Origin of the sequence: Streptomyces sp. F63, from assembly GCF_018070345.1 — a bacterium.
Lineage (GTDB): Bacteria > Actinomycetota > Actinomycetes > Streptomycetales > Streptomycetaceae > Streptomyces.
Window position 1 is genome coordinate 11,882 of sequence record NZ_JAGPXX010000014.1, and the last position, 26,628, is coordinate 38,509.

27 protein-coding genes and 1 pseudogene are annotated in these 26,628 nt (G+C 72.1%); 13 read left to right on the forward strand and 15 right to left on the reverse strand.

Going from position 1 to position 26,628, the window contains the following annotated elements; all coding sequences use genetic code 11:
- The first annotated feature begins 598 nt into the window (after positions 1–598).
- On the forward strand, positions 599–1,636 hold the full coding sequence (locus KBZ10_RS16215; protein WP_210988365.1) for an ATP-binding cassette domain-containing protein: 1,038 nt from the start codon (positions 599–601) through the stop codon (positions 1,634–1,636).
- Positions 1,633–2,496: an ABC transporter permease gene (locus tag KBZ10_RS16220; protein WP_210988366.1), complete on the forward strand. Its 864-nt coding sequence runs from the start codon at positions 1,633–1,635 to the stop codon at positions 2,494–2,496. Before KBZ10_RS16215 ends, KBZ10_RS16220 begins: the two co-directional genes overlap by 4 nt.
- Positions 2,497–2,614: 118 nt before the next feature.
- Here KBZ10_RS16220 and KBZ10_RS16225 read toward each other — a convergent pair whose 3' ends face one another.
- A complete protein-coding gene (locus tag KBZ10_RS16225; protein ID WP_210988367.1) occupies positions 2,615–3,028 on the reverse strand; it encodes a chorismate mutase in 414 nt (137 codons plus the stop codon).
- Between the two features lie 316 nt (positions 3,029–3,344).
- Between KBZ10_RS16225 and guaA the strand changes: the two genes are divergently transcribed.
- From guaA to KBZ10_RS16240, 3 genes are all read left to right on the forward strand, one after another.
- Positions 3,345–4,949: a glutamine-hydrolyzing GMP synthase gene (gene guaA / locus KBZ10_RS16230; protein WP_210988368.1), complete on the forward strand. Its 1,605-nt coding sequence runs from the start codon at positions 3,345–3,347 to the stop codon at positions 4,947–4,949.
- A gap of 134 nt (positions 4,950–5,083) precedes the next feature.
- Positions 5,084–5,668, forward strand: coding sequence for a Uma2 family endonuclease (locus KBZ10_RS16235; protein ID WP_210988369.1), 585 nt, complete (start codon positions 5,084–5,086; stop codon positions 5,666–5,668).
- A 201-nt stretch (positions 5,669–5,869) separates the two neighbouring features.
- Positions 5,870–6,391, forward strand: a complete 522-nt coding sequence (locus tag KBZ10_RS16240) for a DoxX family protein (protein ID WP_210988370.1) — start codon at positions 5,870–5,872, stop codon at positions 6,389–6,391.
- Positions 6,392–6,518: 127 nt separating this feature from the next.
- On the opposite strand, the gene KBZ10_RS16245 is transcribed toward KBZ10_RS16240, so the two are convergent.
- Both KBZ10_RS16245 and KBZ10_RS16250 read right to left on the reverse strand, forming a co-directional pair.
- Positions 6,519–6,800 carry a hypothetical protein gene (locus KBZ10_RS16245; RefSeq protein ID WP_210988371.1) on the reverse strand — a complete coding sequence of 94 codons (282 nt, stop codon included), beginning with the start codon at positions 6,798–6,800 and terminating at the stop codon, positions 6,519–6,521.
- Positions 6,787–8,274: a PspC domain-containing protein gene (locus tag KBZ10_RS16250; RefSeq protein WP_210988372.1), complete on the reverse strand. Its 1,488-nt coding sequence runs from the start codon at positions 8,272–8,274 to the stop codon at positions 6,787–6,789. Before KBZ10_RS16250 ends, KBZ10_RS16245 begins: the two co-directional genes overlap by 14 nt.
- A gap of 369 nt (positions 8,275–8,643) precedes the next feature.
- Here KBZ10_RS16250 and KBZ10_RS16255 point away from each other — a divergent pair, with 369 nt between their 5' ends.
- The 4 genes from KBZ10_RS16255 (at position 8,644) to KBZ10_RS16270 (ending at position 12,853) form a co-directional block, all read left to right on the forward strand.
- A complete protein-coding gene (locus KBZ10_RS16255) occupies positions 8,644–10,017 on the forward strand; it encodes an ATP-binding protein (protein WP_210988373.1) in 1,374 nt (457 codons plus the stop codon).
- A gap of 358 nt (positions 10,018–10,375) precedes the next feature.
- Complete coding sequence (locus tag KBZ10_RS16260; protein ID WP_210988374.1) at positions 10,376–11,218, forward strand: response regulator transcription factor; 843 nt, start codon at positions 10,376–10,378, stop codon at positions 11,216–11,218.
- A 122-nt stretch (positions 11,219–11,340) separates the two neighbouring features.
- The gene (locus tag KBZ10_RS16265) at positions 11,341–12,615 is read left to right on the forward strand and encodes an ATP/GTP-binding protein (RefSeq protein ID WP_210988375.1); all 1,275 of its coding nucleotides are present in this window, start codon (positions 11,341–11,343) and stop codon (positions 12,613–12,615) included.
- Positions 12,616–12,700: 85 nt separating this feature from the next.
- Positions 12,701–12,853, forward strand: coding sequence for a hypothetical protein (locus tag KBZ10_RS16270; RefSeq protein ID WP_210988376.1), 153 nt, complete (start codon positions 12,701–12,703; stop codon positions 12,851–12,853).
- A gap of 48 nt (positions 12,854–12,901) precedes the next feature.
- On the opposite strand, the gene KBZ10_RS16275 is transcribed toward KBZ10_RS16270, so the two are convergent.
- Genes KBZ10_RS16275 through KBZ10_RS29505 form a run of 3 tightly spaced genes read right to left on the reverse strand, consistent with a single transcriptional unit; the run spans position 12,902 to position 13,973 of the window.
- Positions 12,902–13,108 carry a DUF397 domain-containing protein gene (locus KBZ10_RS16275; protein WP_210988377.1) on the reverse strand — a complete coding sequence of 69 codons (207 nt, stop codon included), beginning with the start codon at positions 13,106–13,108 and terminating at the stop codon, positions 12,902–12,904.
- Positions 13,109–13,160: 52 nt separating this feature from the next.
- The gene (locus tag KBZ10_RS29500) at positions 13,161–13,619 is read right to left on the reverse strand and encodes a DUF5753 domain-containing protein (protein ID WP_307847484.1); all 459 of its coding nucleotides are present in this window, start codon (positions 13,617–13,619) and stop codon (positions 13,161–13,163) included.
- A 6-nt stretch (positions 13,620–13,625) separates the two neighbouring features.
- Positions 13,626–13,973: a helix-turn-helix transcriptional regulator gene (locus KBZ10_RS29505; RefSeq protein ID WP_247702479.1), complete on the reverse strand. Its 348-nt coding sequence runs from the start codon at positions 13,971–13,973 to the stop codon at positions 13,626–13,628.
- Positions 13,974–14,160: 187 nt separating this feature from the next.
- Between KBZ10_RS29505 and KBZ10_RS16285 the strand changes: the two genes are divergently transcribed.
- Positions 14,161–14,583 carry an ATP-binding protein gene (locus KBZ10_RS16285; protein ID WP_210988378.1) on the forward strand — a complete coding sequence of 141 codons (423 nt, stop codon included), beginning with the start codon at positions 14,161–14,163 and terminating at the stop codon, positions 14,581–14,583.
- Positions 14,577–15,053, forward strand: coding sequence for a hypothetical protein (locus KBZ10_RS16290; RefSeq protein WP_210988379.1), 477 nt, complete (start codon positions 14,577–14,579; stop codon positions 15,051–15,053). Before KBZ10_RS16285 ends, KBZ10_RS16290 begins: the two co-directional genes overlap by 7 nt.
- A gap of 110 nt (positions 15,054–15,163) precedes the next feature.
- On the opposite strand, the gene KBZ10_RS16295 is transcribed toward KBZ10_RS16290, so the two are convergent.
- Positions 15,164–17,683, reverse strand: a complete 2,520-nt coding sequence (locus KBZ10_RS16295; protein ID WP_210988380.1) for a hypothetical protein — start codon at positions 17,681–17,683, stop codon at positions 15,164–15,166.
- Between the two features lie 477 nt (positions 17,684–18,160).
- On the opposite strand from KBZ10_RS16295, the pseudogene KBZ10_RS30595 reads away from it, so the two are divergent.
- Positions 18,161–18,493: pseudogene (locus KBZ10_RS30595) on the forward strand (YgjP-like metallopeptidase domain-containing protein); the annotation flags it as partial.
- 293 nt (positions 18,494–18,786) lie between these two features.
- Here the strand turns inward: KBZ10_RS30595 and KBZ10_RS16305 are convergent.
- The 4 genes from KBZ10_RS16305 to KBZ10_RS16320 form a co-directional block, all read right to left on the reverse strand.
- Positions 18,787–19,248 (reverse strand): tetratricopeptide repeat protein, encoded by a 462-nt coding sequence (locus KBZ10_RS16305; protein ID WP_247702480.1) that lies wholly within the window; start codon positions 19,246–19,248, stop codon positions 18,787–18,789.
- A 101-nt stretch (positions 19,249–19,349) separates the two neighbouring features.
- Positions 19,350–21,476, reverse strand: a complete 2,127-nt coding sequence (locus tag KBZ10_RS16310) for a permease (RefSeq protein ID WP_210988383.1) — start codon at positions 21,474–21,476, stop codon at positions 19,350–19,352.
- A 77-nt stretch (positions 21,477–21,553) separates the two neighbouring features.
- Positions 21,554–22,252: an ABC transporter ATP-binding protein gene (locus tag KBZ10_RS16315; protein ID WP_210988384.1), complete on the reverse strand. Its 699-nt coding sequence runs from the start codon at positions 22,250–22,252 to the stop codon at positions 21,554–21,556.
- 120 nt (positions 22,253–22,372) lie between these two features.
- Positions 22,373–22,717 (reverse strand): hypothetical protein, encoded by a 345-nt coding sequence (locus KBZ10_RS16320; RefSeq protein ID WP_247702481.1) that lies wholly within the window; start codon positions 22,715–22,717, stop codon positions 22,373–22,375.
- A gap of 686 nt (positions 22,718–23,403) precedes the next feature.
- Between KBZ10_RS16320 and KBZ10_RS16325 the strand changes: the two genes are divergently transcribed.
- The gene (locus tag KBZ10_RS16325) at positions 23,404–23,757 is read left to right on the forward strand and encodes a hypothetical protein (protein WP_210988385.1); all 354 of its coding nucleotides are present in this window, start codon (positions 23,404–23,406) and stop codon (positions 23,755–23,757) included.
- Between the two features lie 80 nt (positions 23,758–23,837).
- Here the strand turns inward: KBZ10_RS16325 and KBZ10_RS16330 are convergent, their stop codons facing one another.
- The 4 genes from KBZ10_RS16330 to KBZ10_RS16345 form a co-directional block, all read right to left on the reverse strand.
- The gene (locus KBZ10_RS16330; protein ID WP_210988386.1) at positions 23,838–24,194 is read right to left on the reverse strand and encodes a DsrE/DsrF/TusD sulfur relay family protein; all 357 of its coding nucleotides are present in this window, start codon (positions 24,192–24,194) and stop codon (positions 23,838–23,840) included.
- Between the two features lie 82 nt (positions 24,195–24,276).
- Entirely contained in the window at positions 24,277–25,431 is a 1,155-nt protein-coding gene (locus KBZ10_RS16335) for a cysteine desulfurase family protein (protein WP_210988387.1), read from the reverse strand.
- Complete coding sequence (locus tag KBZ10_RS16340) at positions 25,428–25,781, reverse strand: sulfurtransferase TusA family protein (RefSeq protein WP_210988388.1); 354 nt, start codon at positions 25,779–25,781, stop codon at positions 25,428–25,430. The genes KBZ10_RS16335 and KBZ10_RS16340 overlap by 4 nt, the downstream gene beginning before the upstream one ends.
- Positions 25,778–26,443, reverse strand: coding sequence for a metalloregulator ArsR/SmtB family transcription factor (locus tag KBZ10_RS16345; protein ID WP_210988389.1), 666 nt, complete (start codon positions 26,441–26,443; stop codon positions 25,778–25,780). Before KBZ10_RS16345 ends, KBZ10_RS16340 begins: the two co-directional genes overlap by 4 nt.
- Positions 26,444–26,628: the final 185 nt, after the last annotated feature.

Below are 26,628 nucleotides of genomic sequence, written 5' to 3' on the forward strand. Positions count from 1 at the left end.
GAGGGCGGGCGCCGGGGGAACGCCTGCCCGGGGAGGGAAGAAGAGCGGGACCCGGCACGGCGGCCGGCTCCGGGCGTCCCCGGAGCCGGCCGCTTCGCAGTGACCGGGCTGCTGTCCCCTGCTGTCCGGTCACGCACTGAAGCGCGGTCCCACGACGTGCGCCGCTTGTCCCCAAGCCACTCGGCACGCCACACGCTTCAGTGAGATCGGCCCCCGTGCCGCGCCGGGCTCCCGGAGGACCGGGCCGAAGCCACATGTCCTCGTCTTCGGGCCGCCTGGCCGGCACGGACAACCGGCTCAACGACGGACGGGGGCAACGGTCACGGCCTGCCCGGTGGCCGGCCGTCCGGCGGAGCCGCCACATCCCTCCCGGAAAAGGAGATGAGTTCTGCCCGCCGGAGGAGTCTCATCGGACAGGGCGGTGTGACCGGCGGCCGGGCCGCGGCGGCCACGGGCCCGCCCGGGGGCTGCGGACACCGCACCGCAGCGCACGGCGGAAGACCGCGGCAGAAGACGCAAGACGCAAGACGCAAGACGCAAGACGCAAGACGCAAGACGCAAGACGGAAGGCGGAAGACGGAGATGGGGACGACCGATCATGAGTGACAGCGGTACCGGCCTGGCGATCGAGACGTCGGGGCTGGTCAAGGTATTCGGGGAGACCCGCGCCGTGGACGGCGTCGACCTCGCCGTCCCCGCGGGCACGGTCTACGGGGTCCTCGGCCCCAACGGCGCCGGGAAGACCACCACGGTCAAGGTTCTCGCCACGCTGCTGCGCCCCGACGGCGGCGAAGCCCGCGTCTTCGGCCGCGACGTGCTGCGGGAAGCGGACGCCGTCCGCGCCCGGGTGAGCCTGACCGGGCAGTACGCCTCCGTGGACGAGGACCTCACCGGCATGGAGAATCTCGTCCTCCTCGGCAGGCTGCTGGGCCACGGCAAGCGCCCGGCCCGGGAGCGGGCCGGGCAGCTCCTGGAGGCGTTCGGGCTGACGGAGGCGGCCGGCAGGCAGGTCAAGAACTACTCGGGCGGCATGCGGCGCCGTATCGACATCGCGGCGAGCATCCTCAACACCCCCGACCTCCTCTTCCTCGACGAGCCGACGACCGGCCTGGACCCGCGCAGCCGGAATCAGGTCTGGGACATCGTGCGGGCCGTCGTCGCCCAGGGCACCACGGTGCTGCTGACCACCCAGTACCTGGACGAGGCCGACCAGCTCGCCTCCCGGATCGCCGTCATCGACCACGGGAAGGTCATCGCGGAGGGCACCAAAGGGGAGCTGAAGGCGTCCGTGGGCGCCGGCACGGTGCACGTACGGCTGCGGGAGGCGGCTCAGCGGCCCGGGGCCGAGCGGCTGCTCACCGAGGCGATGGGCGCTCGGATCCAGCTCGACCACGATCCGGTGGCCCTGACCGCCCGCGTCGGCACCGGCGGCGACGGCAAGGGCGCGGCGGAACAGGCCGCCCACGCCCTCGCGGAGCTCGCCCGCGCCGGCATTGTCGTCGACAACTTCTCACTGGGCCAGCCCAGTCTGGACGAGGTCTTCCTCGCCCTCACCGACCGCAACACCACCGGCGGAACGTCCGCCCCGGGGAACCCGGTCGACCCGGGCAGCAAGAAGGAAGGGATAGCGGCATGAGCACCGCGACCAGCACCGCGAACACCGGAGCGCGGGCCGGGGAACCGGCCCCCGTCGCCACCGAGAGCCTGGCCGAACTGCTCGTCTCCGGGCAGCGGCCGCCGCGGCCCAGCGCCTGGTCCGCGTCCCTCACCTTCGGCTGGCGGGCCGTGCTGAAGATCAAGCATGTGCCGGAGCAGCTCTTCGACGTCACGGCGTTCCCCGTGATGATGGTGCTGATGTACACGTACCTCTTCGGAGGCGCGCTCGCCGGATCGACCACCGAGTACCTGCAGTTCCTGCTGCCGGGCATCCTGGTCATGAACGTCGTGATGATCACGATGTACACCGGGGTGTCGGTCAACACCGATATCGAGAAGGGTGTCTTCGACCGGTTCCGCACCCTGCCGATCTGGCGCCCCGCGGCGATGGTCGGCTATCTCCTCGGCGACATGCTGCGCTACGCCATCGCCTCGGTGGTCATGCTCACCCTCGGCCTGGTCATGGGCTTCCGGCCGGACGGCGGCGTGGCCGGTGTGCTCGCCGGGGTGGCGCTGCTGGTGGTCTTCTCGTTCGCCTTCTCCTGGACGTGGACGATGTTCGGCCTGATGCTGCGCAGCGAGAAGTCGGTGATGGGCGTCAGCATGATGGTGATCTTCCCCCTGACCTTCCTCAGCAACATCTTCGTCGACCCGCGGACGATGCCGGGCTGGCTGCAGGCTTTCGTGAACAACAGCCCGATCACCCATCTGTCCTCCGCGGTACGGGGGCTGATGGCGGGGGAGTGGCCCGCCGACGAGATCGCCTGGTCCCTGGGGTGGGCCGGGCTGTTCGTGCTGGTCTTCGGGACGGTCACGATGCGGCTGTACAACCGCAAGTGACGCCGGCGGCGGAGTGCCGCGCCCCGGGGCGGCGGGTGGTGCCCGGGGCGCGGCGCGCGTGGTGGGCCGTGCGGGGACGGGCCGTGCTGGGATGGCCGTGCGGGGACGGGCGTGCGGGTCAGACCTGTCCGCGGCAGAGCTCCAGGATCGTCATCGCCAGGGCCGTGCCCGGCTTGCCGAGCCGATCGCGGTAGTGGGTGAGGATCTCCATCTCGCGGGAGAGGTTCACCCGGCGGCCGCCGGAGGTGATCCGGGCCTCCTGGATGGCGGCCGAGACGGCCATCCGCTCCCGCACCAGCCCGATGATCCGGGCGTCCAGATCGTCGATCCGCTCGCGGGCCCCGGCGATGAGTGCCGCGGCCTCGTCGGTGCGGGCGCCCGTGTCGGGGGCGGCGGTGCGGGCGGGCACCCGGGGGCCTGCAGCGGTGCCGGTGCCGACGCCGGTGCCGGGCGTCGTGGGATCCTCGCCCGTGCCCGTGCCCGTGCCCGTGCCCGTGCCGGTGGCCGTGTTCGTGCCCAGGGGGGTGTTCATGTCGGTGTCTCCTCGGTGCCGTGGACCCCGGTACCGCCGCCGCCCGGACCGAACGCGGAGCGCCCCGGGCCTTGACCGGCCCGGGGCGCCTGGAATGTCGCGTGTCAGTGGTTCACGCAGCACGACCATGGCAGCCGGACGGGCCGGTGCCATAGGTAAAGCGGAAGGCGAGCTGCGCAAACATGCCGGCAGTATGGCCCGGCCGGCGCGGGCGGTGCCAGGGCGGGCCGGATGCTGAGACGGACGGGGGCGCCGCCCCGCGCCGTTAGAATCGGGATCCAGCCACCTCCACCGTCCACGCCGGAAGGCCGCCGCAGTGCCCTCAGCGACCCCCGCTTCCGCTCCCGACGCCGACCACTCCCCGGACACGGTCCTCGTCGTCGATTTCGGCGCGCAGTACGCCCAGCTCATCGCCCGTCGCGTCCGCGAGGCCCGGGTCTACAGCGAGATCGTCCCGCACACCACACCGGTGTCCGAGATCCTCGCCCGCAACCCCAAGGCGATCATCCTCTCCGGCGGTCCCTCCTCGGTCTACGCCGAGGACGCCCCGCACGTCGGCCCCGAACTGTTCGAGGCCGGTGTCCCCGTCTTCGGCATCTGCTACGGCTTCCAGGCGATGGCCAAGGCCCTCGGCGGCACGGTGGCCCGCACCGGCACCCGGGAGTACGGCGGCACGGAGCTGACCGTCTCCCGCCCCGCCTCCACCCTCTTCGAGGGCACCCCCGCCGAGCAGTCGGTGTGGATGTCGCACGGCGACTCGGTCGCCGAGGCCCCCGAGGGCTTCACCGTCACCGCCTCCACGCCGGGCACTCCCGTCGCCGCCTTCGAGAGCGACGAGAAGAAGCTCTACGGTGTGCAGCACCACCCCGAGGTGATGCACTCCACCCACGGCCAGCTCGTCCTGGAGCACTTCCTCTACCGGGGCGCCGGCCTCAGCCCGGACTGGACGATGGCCAACGTCGTCGAGGAGTCCGTGGCCGCCATCCGCGAGCGCATCGGCGACAAGCGCGCCATCTGCGGCCTCTCCGGCGGCGTCGACTCCGCGGTCGCCGCGGCCCTGGTGCAGAAGGCCATCGGTGACAGGCTCACCTGCGTCTACGTCGACCACGGCCTGATGCGCAAGGGGGAGTCGGAGCAGGTCGAGAAGGACTTCGTGGCGGCGACCGGCGTCAAGCTGAAGGTCGTGGACGCCGAGGAGCGCTTCCTCTCGGCACTGGCCGGCGTCTCCGACCCCGAGCAGAAGCGGAAGATCATCGGCCGGGAGTTCATCCGGGTCTTCGAGCAGGCCGCGTCCGAGATCGTCGCCGAGGCGGGCGAGCACGGGGAGTCCGTGGAGTTCCTGGTGCAGGGCACGCTCTACCCGGACGTCGTCGAGTCCGGCGGCGGCACCGGCACCGCCAACATCAAGTCCCACCACAACGTGGGCGGCCTCCCCGAGGACCTCCAGTTCCAGCTCGTGGAGCCGCTGCGCCGGCTCTTCAAGGACGAGGTCCGGATGGTCGGCCAGGAGCTGGGCCTCCCCGAGGAGATCGTCCAGCGCCAGCCCTTCCCCGGTCCGGGCCTGGCGATCCGCATCGTCGGCGACATCACCCGGGAGCGGCTGGACCTGCTCCGTGAGGCCGACGCCATCGCCCGGCAGGAGCTGACCGCCGCCGGCCTGGACCGCGAGATCTGGCAGTGCCCGGTCGTGCTGCTGGCGGACGTGCGCTCGGTCGGAGTCCAGGGCGACGGCCGGACGTACGGCCACCCGGTCGTACTCCGCCCGGTCTCGTCCGAGGACGCCATGACGGCGGACTGGACCCGGCTGCCCTACGACGTGCTCGCGCGGATCTCCACCCGGATCACCAACGAGGTCGACGAGGTCAACCGCGTGGTCCTCGACGTGACCAGCAAGCCCCCGGGCACCATCGAGTGGGAGTGACCCCTCCGGGTCCCGCTCCTGCCTCCGCCGCACGTCAACCCCGGCGCCGCCACTCACACGGATGAGTGGCGGCGCCGGGGTTCGCGGTGGGTAGGCTGATCGGATCGGCGACGATGCGTCTCATGGGAGCACTGATGAGTGTCGAACCACAGCGCCAGCACCACTGGCCGCAGCCGCCGCCGGGTGGCTACACCGCCGACGACCTGGACCGGCTCCCCGACCTGCCTCCGCACACGGAGCTGATCGACGGGAGCCTCGTCTTCATGAGTCCGCAGACGGTTTTTCACACGCGCACCATGCGTCTGCTGGAGAACGGAATCCTGCGCACGGCGCCGGAGGATCTGGAGACGATGCGGGAGGTGACCGTCGTCCTGGGAGAGCGGCAGCGGCCCGAGCCGGACCTGATCGTCATCCCGGCGCGTGCGGTCGCGAAGCCCGACCAGACGGCTTTCCGTCCCGAGGACGTGATCCTCGCCGTCGAGGTCGTCTCCGACGACTCCAAGGCGCGGGACCGGGAGACCAAGCCGCTGAAGTACGCCAAGGCGGGCATCCCGCACTTCTGGCGGGTGGAGAGCGACAACGGGCGTCCCGTGGTCTACGTCTACGAGCGCGACCCGGCCACCGGCGCCTATGTGGCGACCGGCATCCACCACAACCGGCTGAAGCTGTCCGTTCCGTTCACCATCGACATCGACCTGACCGGGGCCACCCGCCCCTGAGCGGCCCGTCCCCCTTCGGTCCCCCTTCGGTCCCCCTTCGGTCCGCCGCAGGAGCCCGCCGCCCGGGGCCCGTGCCGGGAGGGCCTGCTCGAAGATGATCGGATCTGCTCAGTTCATTTGATTGTTGATGTACTTCGTCTCCCCTAATCGGTCCGGATCGTGGAGAATTCTGCCCCCGGCAGCGATCGAGAGGCGGACCTCATGGCGCACGGGCTCCACCGGGCACAGACGCCGGAGCCGGCGGGAGCACGGGCCACCGCTGCCCGGTACGCCCTGCTCCCGCTGCGCATCTTCCTCGGCGTCACCTTCGTCTACGCGGGCATCGACAAGCTCACCGATCCGGCCTTCATCGCCGACTCCGGAGCCGGATCGATCGGCCGGCTGATGGACTCCGTGCGGGACAACTCCGCGGTCCCGGCCCTGGTGGACCTCGGGCTCCGCGATCCCTCGCTGATGGGCTACGCCATCGCGGGCGGCGAGATCGCGGTCGGCCTCGGCACGCTGTTCGGACTCCTCGCCCGGCTCGCGGCGTTCGGCGGCGCCCTGATCTCGCTGAGCCTCTGGCTGACGGTGAGCTGGCCGTCGGACCCCTACTACTACGGCAACGACCTGGCCTATCTGATGGCCTGGCTGCCGCTGGTGCTGGCGGGCGCCCCGTATCTCTCCCTGGACGCGGTCCTGGCCAGGCGCCGCGCCCGCCACGGGCAGCCACTGTACGGCTGAGGCGGGGCCCCCGACCGTCAGCACGGGGTGCGGGCCGGTCCGGAAGCGCGCCGGGCACACCACCGGTCCCGCGCGTCCGGCGCACCAGCGGCACCCCGCGTCACCGCGAACCGCCGCGCCGGCCGCGTCACCCCCGGGCGTCCCGCGGCCTCCCGTCATCCGCGAGCCCCCGGCGTGCCCCGTGCCGCGCGCGCCGCCGGCGTACGCCGTGGGAGACCGCCCCCACGACCCCCGCCGCGCCCAGGCCGAGGAGGACGGCGGGCAGCAGCCGCGGGCCCGGCCCGGGCTCCACGGCACCGGCCGCGTCCAGCAGGGCCACGACGCCCGCGGCGAGCAGGACCAGCCCGGCGACGAGCTTCGCCGGTTCGAACGCGTGACGGCCGCGGCCGCCGTGCTCACGGGGCGGCACGTTCCACCTCCACCCGGCCCAGGCCGGCTTCGAGTTCGAGGACGAGCGTGCCGGCCGGGGTGCGCCCGCCCTCCGGCCGCAGGGTCACGGACCGTGTGGTGCCGGGCTCGACGTCGATGTCGTCCGGCGGGTCGCCGGGCAGCCGGCTGTCGCCGAGGCCGATGTCCACGGTCAGCTCCAGGACGGCGTCCGGCGGGACGAGGACCAGGAGTTCGCCCGCGCCGACGCTCGCGCGGGTGGCGACCGTCTCGTCCTTCCCCAGGTCGAGTGCGCTGAGGTCCAGCTCGGCCCGTCCCGTGCCGTGCCCGTACACGGGGCGTACGTCGGCCACCGAGGCCGGGCGCCAGGCGGTCTGCCGCCAGTGCGTGGTCACGCTCTCCGGGAGGCTGCCCGCGCCCACCAGCAGCCCGCAGGTCAGCACCGCGGCGACGACCGTGCCGCCGCCGGCCCGGCCGTACCAGGCGGCCACCGCCAGCCCGAGCCCGAACACCGCGAGGGCGGCGGCGAGCCCGGTCTGCAGGCTGCTGGTGAGCGGCTCCGACTCCCAGGTCAGCAGGGTGCCGGTGACGGCGGCGAGCACCGCGGCCAGGAACGTCCAGCCACCGGTCCAGGGGCCGCCGAGGCCGCGCCGTCCACCGCACGACGCCCCGGCGGCCGCCGCCCGCGGGCCGTACGGACCGGCGTCCGGCCCGTCGTCCGGGCCCCAGAGATAACCGGTGCAGCCGGTGCCCGGCAGGCCCGTGGTGCCGTCCTTGACGATCGGGTCGCGCCACCAGGACGGGCCGCCGGGGGAGGGCGGGGCCGTTGTCTCGGGGGGCGCGTCCGCAACGGCCTGCGCCGCCGCCGCGTCCACCACGGCGCCCGCCCGCTCCACGCGCCGCTTCCGCAGCGACCACGAGCAGACGCCGGCCAGCGCGGACGACAGCAGGACGGCGAAGAAGAGCACCGGCCCGTTGTTGAGCATGGACAGCAGCAGACCGGAACCGACCAGCGCGAAGAGCAGAGCGGTCAGCGCCGTCCCCTCGACGCGGCCGGAGAGCAGCCGCCGCAGCTCGTTCTCGTCCTCGCCGTCGAGCGGGATCAGCAGCCAGGCGAAGCCGTACGCGATGAGGCCGATGCCCCCGGCCAGGGCGAGCACGGTGAGGACGATCCGGAAGATCACCGGGTCCAGGTCGAACTGCCGGCCGAGGCCGCCGCAGACCCCGGCGATGGTCTTCGTCCGGCGGCTGCGCCGCAGCCGGGGCAGCACGGGCGGGACACCGGAGGCGGGGTCGGCGGTGCTGCCCGCGGCGGCGCCGGACGGGGCACCGGCACCGGGCCCGGCGGGGGCCGGGCCACCGGGGCCCGCGGGGCCGTCCGGCTCCGCCGGGCCCGGACGCGCGGACTCGCCCCGGTCGTTGGCGCCGCCGGAGTCCACCGGGGCGCCTCCGGGTGCGCCGGCCGCCGGGCCCCGGGTCGGCTGCTGATCGGTCATGTGTCCATGGTGACGGCCCGGCGGCCCCGGCAGCACCCGTGACGACCCTGGCGGAACCCTGACCTTTCCCCGAGGCGGCCCGGCGCGGCCCCGCGCACCCGCCCCGGGGGCGGCCCGGGCCGGTGACGCCCGGCGCGATGCCCCGGCCCCACGGCCCCGGGCTTCAAGCCCCCGGGGCCCCGAACCTCCCGGAACGGCAGGGGCCCGCGCTCGCTCCGGGGCTCCGGCGCGCCCGGGGAACCCGCGTACGGAGCCCACGCCGCCCGGGCCCCGTCCCCCCGCGGCGCATCCCGGACTCCCGGAACCCCCGGGACGGTTCAGGGGCCGACCCTGATGCCCGGCCGGCCGCTCCCGTGTGACCATCGGTTCATGACCGCCGCCGCCCCCCGCGCCGGGACTCCCCGCGCGGGCAGTCCCCCCGCCCCCGGTCCCGAGGTCCCCGAGGAGCCACCGGTCCGCAAGCTCTACCGGAGCGCCGAGGGCCGCATGCTGGGCGGCGTGGCCCGTGGCCTCGCCGGGCATCTGGGGCTGCCGGTGTCCTGGGTGCGGATCTTCTTCGTGGCGCTCTTCATGGTGGAAGGGCTCGGCGCGCTGCTGTACGCGGCCTTCTGGTTCGTGGTGCCGCTCGGCGTCGGCGGCGTGGAGGCACCGCGCGGCGCGGGCGGGGGCCCGGCGGTGGCCAGGGGCGGGGCCACCGCTGCGACCGGGACGGGCACCGAGGCCGGCACCGGTCCGGACGGCCGGCGCAGGCTCCTCGTCCGCAAGCCGGACCGGGGGCAGATCATCGCGCTGCTCGCCATGGTCGTCGGCGTGGCCGTGTTCGTGGACAACCTCCAGCTCGGCCGCCGGGCCAACGCCTACCTCTGGCCGACGCTGCTGATCGGCGCGGGCGTCGTCCTGGTCTGGCGGCAGGCCGACAACGCGCGCCGCGCCCACTGGGCCGCCGTGACCCGCCGCAAGCGGGTGCTGCCGCTGGTGCGCGGGGCGGCCGGGGTGCTGCTCGTGGGCGTGGGCGTGAGCGCCATCGTCGTGATGCAGGGCTCGGCGCGGCATCTGGGCGCGGTGTTGCAGGCGTCCCTCGCGGTGCTGGTCGGCATCGCCCTGCTCGCGGGCCCGTATCTGATCCGCATGGCGCAGGACCTGTCGGAGGAGCGGCTGATGCGCATCCGCGCCCAGGAGCGCGCGGAAGTCGCGGCCCACGTGCACGACTCGGTGCTGCACACCCTGACGCTGATCCAGCGCAACGCCGAGAACTCCCGCGAGGTCGCCCGTCTCGCGCGCGCCCAGGAACGGGAGTTGCGGGCCTGGCTCTACAAGCCGGAGGGCCGCGGCAAGGACGAGGAGGAGGAACCGGACACCCTGGCCGAGGCCGTGAAGGCCACGGCGGCGGAGGTGGAGGACGACCACGGGGTGCCGGTCGAGGTCGTCTGCGTCGGCGACTGCCCGGTGGACGAAGGGCTGGGCGCCCAGCTCCAGGCCGCACGGGAGGCGATGGTCAACGCGGCCAAGTACGGTGGCGAGGGCGGGGCGGTGCAGGTCTACGCGGAGGTCGAGGGGACGACGGTGTTCATCTCCGTACGCGACCGGGGCCCGGGCTTCGACCTGGACGCCGTCCCGGCGGACCGGATGGGCGTCCGGGAGTCGATCATCGGCAGGATGCAGCGCAACGGCGGTACGGCGAGGCTCCGTTCGGCACCGGACGGCGGCACCGAGGTGGAACTCGAAATGGAACGCTCGGCATGACGGGTGCGGGGCACGGCATCGGCCCGGGCGGCACGTCAGGCGCCACCGCCACGGCCGGCGCGGGCGGTGCCGCGGTCACGGGCGGCGGGCCGCACGCGGGCCGGGCGGCCAAGGGACACCGCACGGTTCGGGTTTGCCCGGCCCGGTCCCGCGCGCACTGGGCTTGCACGGGCCGGTCCGGCACCGACCGGGCTCACAGGCGCCGTGCCGGCGTCGGCCGGGACGGGCGCGGGGCGAGCCCGATGACCCCCGTCCGCCGACGCACCCACGCGCTTAGGCTGGAGCAGTACAGGGGCCGGGACGACGAGGACACGACCGCGGCCGCGGCCGGGCAGTACGGACGAGGGACGGACGGGCGATGAACGACGGAACGCGGAACACGGGCGGCGGCACGAGCGGCACGAGCGGCACGAGCGGCACCGGCGGCGCGCCGGGAGCCCCGGGAGCCGGCGCGGAAACGGGCGGCGCCGGGGCCGCCGGCGCTCCCGCGGGCAGCGGCCCGTACGCCGCCGACGCCGCCAACGGCCCGGAGACCGCCGGCCGCCACGCACGGGTCGTCCTGGTCGACGACCACCGGATGTTCCGCACCGGCGTCCAGGCGGAGATCGGGCAGACGGAGACCACCGGGGTGGAGGTCGTCGGCGAGGCGGCGGACGTCGACCAGGCGGTCACCGTCATCACCGCGACCCGGCCCGAGGTCGTCCTGCTGGACGTCCACCTCCCGGGCGGCGGCGGCGTCGAGGTGCTGCGCCGGTGCTCCGCCCTGATGGCGGACCAGGAGCGGCCGGTGCGTTTCCTCGCCCTCTCCGTCTCGGACGCGGCCGAGGACGTCATCGGCGTGATCCGCGGCGGCGCCCGCGGCTACGTCACCAAGACCATCACCGGAACCGACCTGATCAACGCGGTCTTCCGGGTCAAGGAGGGCGACGCCGTCTTCTCCCCGCGCCTCGCGGGCTTCGTCCTGGACGCCTTCGCCTCCACGGACGCCCCGCCGGTGGACGAGGACCTGGACCGCCTCACCCAGCGCGAGCGCGAGGTGCTGCGGCTGATCGCGCGCGGCTACGCGTACAAGGAGATCGCCAAGCAGCTCTTCATCTCCGTCAAGACGGTCGAGTCCCACGTCTCGGCGGTCCTCCGCAAACTCCAGCTCAGCAACCGCCACGAATTGACCCGCTGGGCCACGGCCCGCCGGCTGGTGTGAGCCCGGGGTGTGACGCACCAGCCCCGAACCGGACCGGCCGGGTCCTGCCACTGCCACTGCCTGCCACTGGAGAGGCGTACATGTGATCACCCCGCTACTCTGTGCGCGGTGAGGAGGGTGGCGTGCTGCTGAGATTCCGTGTGGCGAACTTCCGGTCCCTGCGCGAGGAGCAGGAACTGTCGTTCGTCGCGCCCGGGGACGAGGAGGACGCCGCCCGCACGCTGCCGCTCTCCGACGGGAAGAGCCTCCGGACCTACCCGGTGCTCGGCGTCTTCGGCGCCAACGCGTCCGGCAAGTCCAATGTGATCACGGCCATGAAGAAGATGCGCGAGGCCGTTCTCAACTCCTACGCGCAGTGGACCTCCTACCGTGGAATCCCCCGGGAGCCCTTCGCCCTCGATGCCAAGACGGCCGCGGAGAGCACCTTCTACGAAGCCGACTTCGTCATGGAGGACGGCGTTCGCTGGACCTACGGCTTCGAGCTGGGCGACCTCCGCGTCGAGTCGGAATGGCTGCACTCCTACCCCAAGGGCCGGCGCCAGGTCTGGCTCGACCGCGACGCGACGCGCACGAACCCCTTCGAATTCCCCGGCGACCGCATCCACGACCGCGCCCGGCTGGCCCGCACCACACGGCCCAACGCGCTCCTCCTCTCGCGCGCGGCCACCGACAACCACCCGCAACTCACGCCCATTTACCGGTGGTTCGAGGGAAACCTCTGGGACATCGACCCGGAGACCGAACGTTCCCAGCGGGAGACCTACACCGCCGAGCGTCTCCTCGACGACGCCTTCCGGAAACGGGCCGAAGAGCTGCTGCGCGTGGCCGACCTGGGCATCGGCGGTCTCGACATCGAACAGAAGCCGGGCGAGCCCCCGGCCGTGCGGCTGCGCCACACCGGCTGCGGCGAACACCCCGTGCCCCTGGACTGGAGCCGGGAGTCCTTCGGCACCCGCTCCTGGTTCGCCCTGCTCGGCCCGCTGCTGCTGGCCCTGGACGAGGGCGCCGTCCTCCTCATCGACGAACTGGACGCCAGCCTCCACCCGCGTATGGCCGCCGAAGTGGTCCGCCTCTTCCAGGCCCCCTGGGTCAACCCGCGTGGCGCGCAACTGGTGTTCACCTCGCACGACCCCTCCCTGCTCCGCGCGCCCGGCGGTGGCCGGCTGCTCGACCCGGGCCAGGTCTGGCTGACGGAGAAGGACGAGCGCGGCGGCACCGAGGTCTATCCGCTCACCGACGCGGAGCCGACCGACGAGGAGGACCTCACGAAGTCGTACCTGGCGGGAGCCTTCGGAGCCGTGCCACGGGTGTCCGAGGGCCAGATCGGCCGCAGGCTGCTGATGCGGCGGACCCCGTCCTGCGCGGGGTCGAACGCGACGCCAAGAAGGCCGGACTGAAGAAGGACGACTGGAACTGGCCGCAGGTTATCCCAGGCAAGCATCAACCAGACAGATGTCTTGAAGACGCCTTTTCATGCGTTGAGTGTCGCTGACCAGCAAGGGCCTCGATCGACTGGGTGCTATCGATTCCTGTGTGCAAGGGGAAATGGAAGAGCTGACCAAGCGGCGCGCCATGAAGCTGGGGTTGAAAGGCGATGCATTGACCTGCCGGGTGGCGGTTGGATTTTTTGCTTAGTGTGGAGGGAGGGTTCTGCGCTGCGCGGTACCCGCGTTGCGCGCTGGATTAGTTTCCAAATCTGCCGGTCTTGATGCCGGATATAAACAAATCCCATTCTTCGGCTGCGTAGAATTGTGTGCCCATGTCGGGATTTTTGCTGTCCCTGACTGCCCGTCCGCCGTCGGCTGTCAATGCCACCTCAACGCATTCTTGCTGGCCGCCCTGTGAGGCGCGGGCCTTTCTGAAAGCTGTCACAATCTCCTGATTCTTCATTCCGTGCCCTTTTCGTTGTCTGGGATTGTCCCTATGGTCCTCCGGAGGAAGGTCAGGCTTTCCTCCGGAGTGAGCGCCGCAGAGCGAAGCGCCTCAAAGATCTGGGCATGCCTGGCCATTCTTCGAGGATGACGGTACTGGTGGTGCTGTCGAAGGCGACAGCCTCCGGGGCAGGCTCCGGCCCGAAGCTGTACATGACGAAGTGGGATGTCATGTGTGCAGCGCGCCACTCAGACATGGGCAGCACCTGGATGCTGACGTTCTGTCGTTGTGCCACGAACAGAATGTGGGACAGTTGCTCGCGGTGGGCTTCCCGGGATGGCATGGGGGCTGTCAGGGCCGGCTCGTAGATGACTGCGGCGAATCGGGCGCCATCTTCGTCGATGACCCGCTTCCGGGCTTCGCGGATGGCGGCCATTTCCTCGACGGCATCGGTCGAATACACGGTCAGGCTTGCGTCAAGGAGGGCTCGGAGGTATGCCGGAGTCTGCAGGAGCCCGGGAATGAACAGCGGTTGTCACGTGCGGATGTAGGTGGCGTCGCTCTCCAGAGTGATGACGTCGGCGTATTCCTGCTTCGCGGCCCAAGGATAGTCGAGCCACCAGCCCCGCTTGTTGGAGTCCCGCGCCAGTTGTTCAAGCCGTAGATGAGTTTCGCGGTCTGTGACTCCGTAGAGTTCCAGCAGCAACCGAACGTCGCCGGGCCGGGCGGACACCTGCCCGCTCTCCAAGCGGCTGATTTTGGTGATCGAGCCTGCGATGTGCTCTGCGGCGCTCTGCTGCTCAAGCTTCGCGGCCTCGCGGTACCGCCGGAGAGCTGCTCCGAGTCGCCTGCTGCGCACGGTAGGGCGTCCGCCTGCGGGCATCGCCGCTCCTCAACAGTCTGTGACGGGTCCGTACGGCAACGAACGCTACACGCTCAGGAGTCGAGGCCGGGGTTTGCGCGCGAATTTGCGTCCGGGCCGGTGGCCTACCTTGAACACCGTTACTCAGTGTGTCTACGTAGATGCGCTGAGTACCTCCATTCCGCCTGCCCAAAGCCTTGGGGGCCGTATGTCCGGGCGTACACACACCAAGCGGTTCCGCATCCGTCGGCACTCCGTTCGTGAGGCGCGTCTCCACGTCGAGACGGTGCTCACCGAGTGGAAGCTCGGATGCCTGACCGACACCGCTTCACTCGTCGCCAGCGAGCTGGCGACGAACGTCGTCAACCACGCCAAGGGCGTGGGCGAGTTCTTCGACCTGTCGCTGCGTCGCAGACCGGCCGTGTTGGTACTCGAAGTCGCCGACTCCTTCCAGTGGAAGATGCCGGAGCAGCAGAAGCCGGGCCCGGACGACACGTCCGGGCGCGGACTGCTGATCGTCGACGCGCTGTCCGAATCCTGGGGAGTCCGCCCTCGTGAAGTGGGCAAGACCGTCTGGGTGCACCTGCCCATCCAGCGCATCAACAGGCTGCGGGACGACGGCACATGGTGACAGCGGGTGCGCCGTACGACCGGGCCGCCGTCGGAGTGGCGTTGCCGCTGACCCACTGGTGTGAGGCAGCCGCCGTTACCCCGGATCAACGGGTTCACGGTCTCGGCGCGTCCGCGGCCGCCGCACCGCACCACGCCCTCGCCTGGCTGCGGGCCCGTGTGCGGGACGTGGCGGACCAGTTGGACCCGTCCTCCGCCCGCCCGGCCCGCTACTGGCTCACGGACCGCCATGAGCAGGACCGCGCTCTGCGACTCCTCTCGTGGGCCCGGACCTACTCGTTCCTCCTCTTCGAGGAAGGCGTGCGCTACGTGGTCACCGCACGGGCCATCGGCACCGCGCCCTCGGCGCCCGGGAAGGGCCTGCTCCCTGCGGCCCGGGCCGGGGAACCGCCCAAGGCCGGGGAGCCGTGTCCCGTCTCACCGAACTTCGACTGCCTCGGTCGGGTCTGCCCGCTCTCGGCATGTGACTGAACCGGCCGCATGACCGCCCGGTCACGCGGCCAGTGAGAACAGGAGGCGGGCTCATCAACTGCCTTGAGGAGCCCGCCAGCACGTGCTGGTCTCAGGTTCCACCGCGTCGGTCAGACCTGAAGGATCAGCGCTTCCACCTGTTCGAGCGTCGTCACGCTGGCCTGGGCCGCGGCCCGGACCTTCGTCAGCTTCTCCATCCACTCGATCCGCTGCTCGGCCGGGAGCGCGTCCTCTCCGAGCTGGACTCGCAGGCGGTGCGCCTCTTCGAAATCCGTCATCAGGGTGTGGGCGGAGTCCACGGCCTGCTGGTAGCCGCTCTCGACGAGTTCCACACGGGCGGGCAGCTCCCGGCGAAGCGTGGCCAACTGGTCTTGCGGGTCGGCTGGCGGAGCGCCGTTCACCGTGGCAGTGGGGTCCGTGCTGGTCCCGGCCGTGGGGGACGTGGTGGTGCTTCCGGGGCTGCCCGGGGCTGGGCGGCCGAGCTCCACGGGGAACGTCTCGTCGAACCAAGCCTTGTCCGCGACGTAGCGGGTGGGGCGGCCCTCGGTGTCAGGAGCGATTACCATCCCCGCGGTGATCGGCGTCCGGCCTTCCACCCAGTGCCGCTCCCCATAGCAGACCAAGGGCTCACCGGCTTCCGCCTCGGGCGGCTGTGTCGCGTCAGGGTGCTCCAGCACGGCCTTCGCGAACGCGATGAGGAGTGCCCGGCTGACGTTCGGAGTGCCGGTTGCCGTGTACGCCAGGGTGAGGGCGGCGAGGGCGCTCTTGGGGGTGCGCCGCACACCCTTGCGTCCTTCGCCGGCCTCGCTGCCCTGGCCGGCGGTGATGAACGGCTGTGGGGCGTGGATCAGCGCTGGTGCCATGCGTTGGACGAGGGTGGTCCAGGCGGTCGCGTCACCGGCCTCTGCCCTGAGGAGGAGCACCTTGAGTGACCGCGGGTCCTGCCCGGCGCCCTTGGCGGTCTCCGGGACGCCGAACAGACCGAGGGCGGAAAGGATGTTGCCCCGGTGCAGGAAAAGTTGGGCGATGGCGGCGGACCACAGGCGGGTGCGTGCCTCTGCTGTCTTCGCCCTGGTCTGACTCCACGCCGGCTCCTGCAGTGTCCCTCTGACGATCGGCCAGAAGCGTCCCGTGTCACGGACGGTGCGTGCGGTCGACCGTTTTGGGGTCTCGGGCGGGATTCCGGGGAACACGAGCACGGTGATGGCGCGCACCGCGATGTCGCGGAGCACGGTGGGGGAGACGTCGTCGCCCGCGGGCACGAGCGGCTCGAGCGGGTCGAGCGGTCCGTTGGCGGTCAGCGCGTCGCGCACCCCGACCAGGTCGAGGAGGTCCGCGCCGCGCGCGTCGGGGAACGCCTCGGCGAGCGCGTCCGCGAGGAGCGATTCCCTGGCGTAGGCGTCGACGAGCGTTGCGAACAGGGCGATCAGGCGTGCGTCCTCATCGTAGGGCTGGATGCCGCGCAGGTGGTCGTTGACGTTCAGCGCCCGCAGGACGTGTTCCAGCGCCGCCGGCTTGGTGCAGCCGATCACGATCTCCGCGGAGACCGTGGCGATCTTCTGGGCCCGGACCGACGGGTCGGTCGCCTCCGGCTCCGGCTTGGCAGCGGCCTCATTGAGCCGGTCGGAGAGGCGGTTCAGGATCTCCCGCTGGTTCAGCAGCAGCAGTTCGTGATCGGCCTTTTTGCCCTTCGGCATGGGCAGGAGGGACTGAGGCATCCCCGTGACCAGGTGTTCCGGACGTACACGGAAGATGTTGAGGCGGGCCAGTGCACGGTTGTTCCCGGTCACGGCGGCCAGCCGCCACAGCTTCAACACCGCGCCGTCGGGGCGGGTGATCTGCCACTGCTGCAGGACGTTCATGCCCTTGGAGAGCTGGCCCGCGTCCACGAGGGACTCGGCCAGGTCGTAGCCGCGGGTCTTGCCAGCACGCTCCAGGTTCTCGGCAGCGTACCGCTGTATGTGGACGGCCACCTCGTACGGCTGCTCGGCGAGAGCAAGCGCCGCCTTCGGTTCCCCGTCCTCCTCCGCGGCCCGGACCACAGGACGCGGCCGCCGGCCGCCGAGGGCGGTGAGGAGGGCCTGGTGCTCGCCTTCGAGTTCCATCACGCGGCGCTCGGCGTCCTCGTGTTTCTGCGTAGCCGCCGCCAGGGCCTGCGCGGCGTATGTGTCGTCGCCAGCCGCGCGGCGGCAGCTCTCCCGCTCCTTCTCTGCGGTCTTCTCGGCCTTCTTGGCCCCGTGCAGCGCCAGCTCGGCGGCGATGAGGTCCTTGACGCGCTGGCTGGCCTCAGCGACGGGCGGCGACCAGCAGTTGACGGTGCGGTCGTTGAGGTCCCACGGGACTACCGCAGCGCCATGGACGTCACACATCAGCAGGAGTACCTGCTCGTCCCCGGCCTGCACGAGGCGGAAGGCCGAGGGCTTGAGCACCTTCTTGTTGTTCCGGCTGGCGATCAGGCGCTTGATCTCGGTGTCCGGGAGAGCGGTGGCCAGCCCCTCGGTGATCGCCTGCCGAGGAGGGGGCACGACCCCGAGTTCCGCGCAGGTGTTCTCGATGGCATCCGCGAGGCGGCCACCGTAGGTGTCGGTGCCGATGCGCGGAAAAATGCCGTCAGGTCGTTTCGCGACCATGGTGTTTGTCCTTCCACCCGGGCGTGCCGGGCGAACACAGAAGCTCCCGTCTCTCGGGAGCGTGTCACGCGCCCGAGCGCCGAAGCCTCGTGCCGACGAGGAACAGGCAGACGCCCCTTGCAGAAGGGTGTGCGGCGGTCCTCGCCTCGTACGGCCCATCTGCCAACGTCCGAAGAACGATCAGCCCCAACATCGCCTCGGTGGCGCCTGGGCATCTCGCAGCTTGCTCCTGCTCCGCCGACGGCGGCATGAGGCGGACGCCGGTGATGAGCCACCGACGTGCACCACGGAATTTGCCACCCGTGCCCGCGCAATGCCGAACTGGACCGGCAGAGTTCAGTAAATCAGGTGAATAGATAAGCAACCGGGACGCCCACAGGCTGATCTGAGGTATAAGGCGCGGTTGTGGTGGAGAGCTGTGCACTGAGAGATCGGCTGCAACCACTGCATACGCCCTGTGCTCTGGTCGATGGCGAGGTGTTCCGCTACCTCGGATGCGCGCATCGGCTCCTCCTCGTCGACGATCCCGGGGACTGGGGCGTCCGCGTGGTGGCAGGCCGACTTGCTCTGGACCGTGGGGCGGCGGCCGATCCGGCGCGGGGGCGCCGGGAACTGATCGCCTGGTACAGCCGGGCGGGACTCGGCTGGGCGCGGGGCCGGCTGCAGCCCTGGGCGGCGCGGCTCGACGTACCCGATCCGGCAGTGGAGGTGCGGGACCTCGGTCTGCGCTGGGGTTCCTACACGCCGGGGAATGCACAAGGAGCGGGCAGCATCGCGCTCAACTGGGCGGTTTTCCAACTCCCCATGAGGCTCGTCGATTACGTGATCGCCCACGAACTGGCGCACATCCGGATCGCCGGGCACGCCCCGACTACTGGCGGCTGTTGCGCCGCGCGATCCCGGAGTGCGAGGTGCGCAAGGCGGAACTGGACGACCTGGGGCGCAGGGTCTGGACGGGCGAGGTGGCGGAGCGACGGGAACAGCCCTTCCGGTGATCAGGGATGTCCGGCACGTCCGCATCGGCCCGGTGGCGGAAACAGCCGGTTCTCATGCCGGACGAGGAACGCGGCAGGTGCGGCCCCGCCCGGCCTCCGGCACCCGGGTCAGCCCGTGCTGTCGAGATCCTCGGCATAGAGGGCGATGGCGCGGCGGTACTTCCGTACGGAGGGGTCCTGGCTCGTGGTGGCCAGCAGATCCAGCAGGAGGCTCATCGCCTCGTGGTGTTCGCCCGTGTTGTACAGGGCCATGGCGAGGAACGTCCGGAGACCGCCGTCGTCCGGGTACTCCGCGACGCCCCGGCGGAGGGTTTCCACGGCACGGTCGTACCGGCCGAGTACCCGGTAGGTGCTGCCCAGTCCGAGGAAGGCGCCGCGGCGGTCCTCGTCCGGGAGGCCCGTCCCGGCCAGGCAGCGTTCGTAGAACGGGACCGCCTCGGCCTCCAGGCCCAAGCGGTCGTGGACGCAGGCCGCGCGGTACGCCACGCAGGCATCGTCCGGGAACCGTGCGGCGAGGTCCAGCAGTTGCTCCCGGCTCTCGTCGGGACGGTCGTCCTCCGGTGCGTTCATGTGGCCCATCGTGGCAGCGCGGACGGCCTCCCGTCAGGGCCCGGACCCTGAGGTGGGCGGGAAGGCGACCGGCCTTGACCGTCCGGTCCCTCCCGCCTCCGTCAGTCGGCTGCCGGGCGCCACTGCTGAGCGGCGTGGATCGCCGTCCGGCCGCCCAGGACGCCGACCACGGCGGCCAGAAGCGCGCATCCGCCTGTCGCTGCCGCGAGCATGCCCCAGGAGAAGCTTCCTTCCTGCACCACGGCGATGAAGAAGACGGAGTGCCAGGCGGAGACGGTGGCGGCGACGGCCGCCGACACCAGCAGTGGGACGGTCAGATGCCACCAGGCCACCGACCGGTGAATGGCGTGGCTGCCGGTGAGGACGGCCAGCGGCGCGAGGACGTGCCGCACCCGGGTGAACTCGGCGGCCGCGCTGAGGCTGCCCGCCAGCAGCAGAAGGCCGAGCCCCAGGGAGCCGAAGAGCAGCAGCCAGTTGTTCAGCCGGGCCTTTCCCGCGGCGCCGACCAGCCAGGTCTCCACGGGGGTTTCCACATTGACGGCCGGCACCAGCGCGTAGGCCGCCCGCTCGACCTCGGCGCGCCGGCCCGGGCCCTCGCTGGTCACGATCAGAGAGCTGTGCAGTCGGTCGAGACGGAGTGCGGACGGGGCGACCTGGGCGCGCAGAGCGGGCCCGTGCCACAGGCGGATCTCCGTCACGCGCGGATCGTCGCCGCCCGCCTGCTCGGGTGCGGCCGGACAACCCAGGCCCAGTGACCTCAGCGCGCGGCAGGACCCCTGGAGCAGCGCACCGCGCTGGTCGGCGTCCGTCGTGAGCACGAGCACGTGGGAGCCGACCGGGAGGGCGTGGGAGAGCTCGTCGACCACCGTGGGTGTGATGTCGCGGCTGCGGACGCTGAGAACGGTGTCCCCGACGCGGGCCTCGGAGGCGCGTGCCGCGGCCGCCTTCTCGCCGAGACGGCTGTTCCACACCTGGAGTTGGCAGACGAGACCGATCCCGATGACCATGGCGAGGGCCAGCCGCACCACGACACCGGGGTGCGCGACCGTCCACCGGCCGCCGATCAACTGCCCCGGGCGCCCGGTGCGGAACCCCCGCTCCGCGAGGGCGCCCCCCAGCCGACGGGCGGCGACGGCGGCGACCGACGGCAGCAGCGCCCACATGGCGACCGTGCCGGTGATGAACGCGACGAGGCCCGGCGTGCCGCGGAGGTACTGGCTGAGTGCCACGACAACGGCGCCCGCGCCGCAACCGGCCAGTCGCCATCGCGGGATCCGGGAGGAGAAGGACCGGGGCCGGGTGGCGGTGCCGTCCCGTTCGACGCGGTGCAGCAGCACCACCACGCCCAGGGTGACCGCGAAGGACAGCAGCAGCGCGGCGAGGGCCATCGGCCAGGCGGCCCGCAGATCGCCGCTGTCGAGCAGGTAACCGGTGGGCGGGATCCTGACGTCGGCCGGCAGGATCGCGAGCATCGGGAGGACCGCCGAGACGGTCCCGGCCGCGGCGGGCAGGGCGGCCTCCCCGAGGTTGACCAGTGCCCGGTGCCGCCAGGTCCCCCCGAGCGCTTGCAGCAGGCTGCTGCGGCGGTCGCGCGTGCGGGAGCCGACGCGGGCGGCGACGACCAGCAGCGCCAGCGCGGGCACCCCCGTCAGCGCTCCGAGGGTGAGCAGCACATGGCTGAGAGGGCGCTCATGGAGGACCTCACCCATCGGATAGGCCTGGCCGAACCCGCGCACCTGCCTCCAGTCCTCCCGCTCACCCGCGCCCGGCGCACGGGCGGGCGCGACGTACGCCAGGCGTTCGGAGGGAGAGACGAGCCCCGCCGCGCCGATCGTGCCCGCGTGGCGCCCGTACCGGCCGGCGATGCCCTCCTGCTCGCCCTCCCTGAGCAGCTCCGGAGAAAGCATCACCTCTCCGGGAGCCGGCCAGCGGGACAGGCCCGGCGGAGGCTCGGCGCCGGGGCTGAGGGGGTGGAGGTAGACGACGGTGTGAGGGACCTCACCGACCGCGTCGAACGCCTCCCGCCACAGCGCGACAGCTTCCTGCGGCCGCTCTGTGATCAGTGGCCCCCGCGCCTGGTTGCGTGCCTCCCGCCCGTCGTAGGTGGCGGCTGCGGTGACGGCCGCCAGGGCCACGACGGCGAGTGCCGCCGCGGCGGCGAACAGCGCCCAGAAGCGCAACCGGTCCCCGGGACCGCCCCGTCCGGCCGCGAACCCGATACGGATCAACTGCCGCCACAGAGACCCGCTGTGCCGTCCTGTCCCGGCGGAGGGGGCCGGGCGCGATGCCCTCGGGGTGACCGGGCTCACGCGCCCACCCCGTTCCGGGCGTCCATGAGCGTCCCGGCCTCCAGCCGCAGGGTCCGCCCGGCCCGGGCGGCCACCGACGGGTCGTGCGTGACGACCAGCAGGGCACAGCCCCGTTCCCGGGAGACCGTGTAGAGCAGGTCGGCCACGGCCTCCCGCGCCTGCGGATCGAGCGCACCGGTCGGCTCGTCGGCGAGCAGGACCCCGGGGTCCGTGATCAGAGCGCGGGCCACGGCGGCGCGCTGGCGCTCACCACCGGACAGCATTCCGGTCGGCGTCCCGCCCTGTGGCACGCCCAGTTCGGTCAGTAGTTCCGCCGCGCGCCGGTAGGCGTCCCGGTGTTCTCCGCCGCCGAGCAGGACGGGCAGAGCCACGTTCTCCACCGGTGTGAGTTCGGGCAGCAGTTCGCCGAACTGGAACACCACACCCATGTGCTGCCGACGCACCTGCGCCAACTGCCGCGCGGGTAACCCGGTCAGCTCCCGGCCGCCCACCCATACCGCGCCGCGGTCCGGCTTGATCAGGCCGAGGACGCACATCAGCAGCGTCGACTTGCCGGAGCCGCTCGGCCCGGTGACCGCCACCGACTCACCCGGCCCGATATCGAGGTCCACACCGTCCAGGAGTACGCGTTCGCCGAGCCTGTGGCGGATGCCCTCCACCCGCAGCCCGGCCGGCTCTCCGGCTGTCACGCTCATGCGCCCCTCATCCCTGCCCCCGTCGCGCCGGGGCTCGCGTGAAACAACAGTTCTCGGAGAAAAAAGCCCGCCGGGCCGGCCGTCGAGCGGCCGACCCGGCGAGGACGCCGACGCCTGGTGTCAGGGAGCGACCCAGCCGGAGCAGTCGTCCGGAGCCCAGTCGTTCTCGTCACACGCCTTGAACTTGATGATCCTGGATCCGTCACCTGAGTACACGGTCGTGCCGGGACCGCTGTGGTTCCACAGGGTCCTCTTGGTGCCCGCGCTCGCGGAGCGGTAGTACTCCGCTTTACCGGGGTCACCGTCCTTGCTGCCGTCCTTCACCGCGATGATGCCGGAATCGTTCTTCGCCGGAGACCAAGCTTTCACGCCCCCACCGGTCACGCTGATCGCGACTGCGCTGCTGGTCGGGAGCGCGATACCGACAACCAGAGCCGCTATGGCGGCGGACTTGAGTCTTGTCATTCTGTTTCCCCCATTTGGTCATGTGGCTTATCGCAGCCCGAAACTGACAGGCTTGATCCTTTATCAAGCAGCCTCATGAATCAAGGAATTAAATTTGGCCACCACCGCAGAAAAACGGACAATAAGTGGAAGCGTGACCAGCTGAATTCACCTCTCTGGTATGGGGCCTTTGGCGCCGGCTTGCCGGGGGCGGACTCCACGGATCCGGAGCCGAGCCGGCATCGCCCCCACCCCTTGCGGAGGGTGACGGCGGGGGTGGGAAGCGGGTGTGCCTGGGTGCGGAGCGCGTCGGCGAGAGGGCTGCGTTCTGTCGGCCAAGGGACCATGGCGCGTGTTGCGGGAGACCCGGGCGCCGCTCTCCCGTTCGTACACACCGCGTTTGTACGTGCTCACGGGCTGCGACCCGGGGTTCCGGCGGGCCATGATGGTGGGGCCGTGAGCGGTTCGGCCCCCCCTGCCGCCCCCGCTCGCGGAGCCCCGTACCGGGCGGTGCGTCGCTCCCGCCCACCTCCGGCCGCCCGGAACGGGGCGCACCCCGAACTGCCGCACCGGGGCCGGATCTGCCGGCCGGGCCGGGGGCCGGGAGGCGGGGCGACCGGAGCCGGGGGCACGGCGCGGTCACGGTCCGGGAAGCATCGGGACACCTGGCTGCCAGGCGTGAGCGGGGCGCGCATAGGCTCGCGGGCATGGACGTACTCATCGATGTCTTCGTCGGCCTGCACATCATCGGTATCGCCTCGCTGCTGGGCGGCTTCCTCGTCCAGATGAAGGCGATGAGCGCCGGCACCGCGCGCATGGTGCCCGCCATGCTGCACGGGGCGCTGACCATGCTCGTCACCGGTGTGCTGCTCGTCGGGTTCAACGAGATGAACGACGCGATGGTCAACAACGTCAAGATCGGCGTGAAGCTGGTGGTGCTGGTCGCCATCCTCGGGCTCGTCTACGTCAAGCGGGACGAGGAGCGGGTGTCGAAGGGCGTCTTCGGTGCCGTCGGACTGCTGACCGTCCTCAACATCTTCATCGCCGTCCTCTGGCACTGACCGCGGCGACCGGAACACCGGAGCCCGCCCGTCCCCGGCACCTCTTGCCTGGGCGGGCGGGCTCCGCGCTGCTCGGAAGCTCAGAACGTGATGACCTGGTCCGCCCAGAGGGTCCAGTCGGCCAGTTCCTCCAGGGTGGAGCGGCGGGCCTCGCCCGTGAGGAGGTCCTCGCCGAGGCCGCGGGCGTCCATGCACGTCCCGCAGCAGCCCACTTCGGCGCCGTGGCGGAGGCAGGACTCGACCATCCGGTCCAGGTGGTAGTAGCCGTTGGGGACCTGCTGGCCGGCGATCGCGCAGCCGACCGCGTCCCCCATGAGGAAGACCCGGATCTCTGTTTCCGGCCGCTTGGCGAGGGCGCCGGCCAGGCGCAGGCCGTTGTAGGAGCGCTCGGTGCCGTAGGGCGGGTCGTTGAGGATGAAGAGGATCCTGCGGCTCATGGTGGCCTCCGGTGGTGGGAGTGGTGACGGCTTCCGGGAGGCCCCGGGTCCGGAGCGGGCGGCGGGGCGTACCCGTGCTTCCTCAGGGCCGGACGGGTGCGGTGGCGGCGGAGACGAGCAGCTCCGCGGCGGTGGTGATGTCGTCGCCGGTCGTGTGGCGGCCGATGCCGAGGCGGACGGTGCGGGCCGCCTCGTCCGGGGTGAGGCCGATGGCGGTCAGCACCGGGGAGGGTGCGGTGGCGACGCTGTGGCAGGCGCTCCCGGCCGAGAACGCCAGTCCGGGCGTGGCGGTCATGAGCCGGTCGGCGGTGTGGCCGGGGAAGGTGAGGCTCAGGTTGCCGGGCAGCCTGTGGCGGGAGGAGCCGTTGAGCCGCAGGCCGGGCACGGCCGTGGTGAGCGCGCCGAGCAGCCGGTCGCGGTGGGCGCCGATGCGTGCGGCGTCGGTGCCGTGCTCGGCCCGGGCGATCTCCGCGGCGGCGCCGAGGGCGACGATGCCGGGCACGTTCTCGGTGGCGGCCCGCAGGCCGTGCTCCTGGCCGCCGCCGACGAGCTGGGGCCGGAGGGCGGGTGTTCCACGGCGGATGTAGAGCGCGCCGACGCCCTTGGGTGCGTACATCTTGTGTCCCACGAGCGTCAGGAGGTCCACACCGAGGGCATCGACGTCGACCGCGACGGTGGCCGGGCTCTGGGCCGCGTCGGTGTGCAGCAGGATGCCGCGCTCCTGGGTGACGGCGGCGAGTTCGGCGAGCGGCTGGAGCGTGCCGATCTCGTTGTTGGCGTGCATCACCGACACCAGGACGGTCCCCGGCTCGACGGCCCGGACGAGGCCGGCGGGGTCCAGACGCCCGTCGGTGCCGACCGGCAGGCGGGTGACGCGGAAGCCCTCGCCGGCGAGCCGGTCGCAGGTGGCCCGGGTCGCCGGGTGCTCGATCGCGGTGGTGACGATGTGGTCTCCGCGGCCGGCGGCGCGCAGCGCGTGGGCGGCTCCGGTGAGCGCGAGGTGGTTGCTCTCGGTGCCGGAGGAGGTGAAGACGATTTCGTCGGGACCGGCGGCGCCGATCAGCGCGGCCACCCGGGTGCGGGCCGCCGCGACCGCCGCCGCCGCGGCGCGGCCGTAGGCGTGGGAGCTGGAGGGGTTGCCGAACTCGCTGGTCAGGTACGGCAGCATCGCCTCCACGACGCGGGGGTCGACGGGGGTGGTGGCCTGGTGGTCGAGGTAGACCGGCCGGTCGTTCATGCGGGATCTCCGGCGTTCGGCGGGCGGGGGCCGTCCTCGGCGGGCGGCGCGGAGGGGGTCAGTGGGTGCCACGGTGCGTCGCCCCGGGTGCGGCGGGCGCCGGGGCTCACCCGCAGGGCGTAGGCCGGCCGGGGCGTACCGGGGACCGGGCCGAGGTAGGTGTGGCCGGTGAGGTGGCACCAGGCCGGGAGGTCCAGCGGGGCGGCCGGATCGGTGGCGATCAGGTGGACGACCGTGCCGGGCTCGGTCCGGCCGACCCGGCGGCTCAGTTCGAGGATCAGCTCGGCGCACAGCCGGTCGCCGCCGTCGATGACGAGCGGGGCCGGGGAGCCGGGGCGCTCGGTCGTCACGCGGCGGCCGTCTCGACGGGCAGCCCGTCCAGCCGCCACTCCAGCATTCCGTCGGTGAGCCGGACCGCCTCCCGGCCCCGCTCGCGCAGCAGGCGCACGGCGTCGTAGGCGAGGACGCAGTAGGCGCCGCGGCAGTACGCCACCACGTCGGTGTCCGGCGGCAGCTCGGCGATCCGGTCGGCGAGTTCCCCGACCGGGATGGACACGGCGCCGGGGATGTGTCCCGCGGCGTACTCCTCGGCCGGGCGCACATCGAGGACGACGACCTCACCGGCCGCCGCCCGGGCGAGCAGCTCCTCCCGGCCGACCTCTTTCCCGGTGTCCGCGCCCAGGTAGGCGGTGCGGGCCGGCTCGACCGCGGGCTGGTGGTTCCGGGCGACCTGGCGCAGCAGCGCGTAGAGGGCGGCGACGTCCTCCCCCGCCAGCCGGTAGTGGACGCGGACGCCCTCGCGGCGGGTGGCGACCAGACCGGCCTGCTTGAGGGTCTGCAGATGGGCCGAGGCGGTGGTGAGGTTCAGCCCGGCCGCCTTGGCGAGGGCCTCGACCGGGCGTTCGCCCTGGGCCAGCAGATCCAGTAGTTCCAGGCGCTTTCCGCTGCTCAGGGCCTTGCCGGTACGGGCGAAGGCGTCGTACAGCGCACTCTTGCGCGTGGCGTCGGCCATGCCTTCCTCCCTTTCTCCATGGATCTATGGAATATTGTAGCCTGAGGGAGGGCTGGGAGGTGCGGAAACGGCCCGCCTCCCCGGCAGTACCGAGAGGGCCCGGCGGGCGGCCGCCCCGGCCCTACGGTCCCACGGATCCACGGACCCCGCCGTGCCCGGCGGCAGCCCCGGCGACCCTTCCGCCG

Bases quoted from the DNA above. Each gene is read 5' to 3' on its own strand.
- KBZ10_RS16215 (WP_210988365.1), top strand. From the start codon at position 599: ATGAGTGACAGCGGTACCGGCCTGGCGATCGAGACGTCGGGGCTGGTC.
- KBZ10_RS16220 (WP_210988366.1), top strand. From the start codon at position 1,633: ATGAGCACCGCGACCAGCACCGCGAACACCGGAGCGCGGGCCGGGGAA.
- KBZ10_RS16225 (WP_210988367.1), bottom strand. From the start codon at position 3,028: ATGAACACCCCCCTGGGCACGAACACGGCCACCGGCACGGGCACGGGC.
- KBZ10_RS16235 (WP_210988369.1), top strand. From the start codon at position 5,084: ATGAGTGTCGAACCACAGCGCCAGCACCACTGGCCGCAGCCGCCGCCG.
- KBZ10_RS16240 (WP_210988370.1), top strand. From the start codon at position 5,870: ATGGCGCACGGGCTCCACCGGGCACAGACGCCGGAGCCGGCGGGAGCA.
- KBZ10_RS16250 (WP_210988372.1), bottom strand. From the start codon at position 8,274: ATGACCGATCAGCAGCCGACCCGGGGCCCGGCGGCCGGCGCACCCGGA.
- KBZ10_RS16255 (WP_210988373.1), top strand. From the start codon at position 8,644: ATGACCGCCGCCGCCCCCCGCGCCGGGACTCCCCGCGCGGGCAGTCCC.
- KBZ10_RS16260 (WP_210988374.1), top strand. From the start codon at position 10,376: ATGAACGACGGAACGCGGAACACGGGCGGCGGCACGAGCGGCACGAGC.
- KBZ10_RS16275 (WP_210988377.1), bottom strand. From the start codon at position 13,108: ATGAAGAATCAGGAGATTGTGACAGCTTTCAGAAAGGCCCGCGCCTCA.
- KBZ10_RS29505 (WP_247702479.1), bottom strand. From the start codon at position 13,973: ATGCCCGCAGGCGGACGCCCTACCGTGCGCAGCAGGCGACTCGGAGCA.
- KBZ10_RS16285 (WP_210988378.1), top strand. From the start codon at position 14,161: ATGTCCGGGCGTACACACACCAAGCGGTTCCGCATCCGTCGGCACTCC.
- KBZ10_RS16290 (WP_210988379.1), top strand. From the start codon at position 14,577: ATGGTGACAGCGGGTGCGCCGTACGACCGGGCCGCCGTCGGAGTGGCG.
- KBZ10_RS16295 (WP_210988380.1), bottom strand. From the start codon at position 17,683: ATGGTCGCGAAACGACCTGACGGCATTTTTCCGCGCATCGGCACCGAC.
- KBZ10_RS16305 (WP_247702480.1), bottom strand. From the start codon at position 19,248: ATGAACGCACCGGAGGACGACCGTCCCGACGAGAGCCGGGAGCAACTG.
- KBZ10_RS16315 (WP_210988384.1), bottom strand. From the start codon at position 22,252: ATGAGCGTGACAGCCGGAGAGCCGGCCGGGCTGCGGGTGGAGGGCATC.
- KBZ10_RS16320 (WP_247702481.1), bottom strand. From the start codon at position 22,717: ATGACAAGACTCAAGTCCGCCGCCATAGCGGCTCTGGTTGTCGGTATC.
- KBZ10_RS16325 (WP_210988385.1), top strand. From the start codon at position 23,404: ATGGACGTACTCATCGATGTCTTCGTCGGCCTGCACATCATCGGTATC.
- KBZ10_RS16330 (WP_210988386.1), bottom strand. From the start codon at position 24,194: ATGAGCCGCAGGATCCTCTTCATCCTCAACGACCCGCCCTACGGCACC.
- KBZ10_RS16335 (WP_210988387.1), bottom strand. From the start codon at position 25,431: ATGAACGACCGGCCGGTCTACCTCGACCACCAGGCCACCACCCCCGTC.
- KBZ10_RS16345 (WP_210988389.1), bottom strand. From the start codon at position 26,443: ATGGCCGACGCCACGCGCAAGAGTGCGCTGTACGACGCCTTCGCCCGT.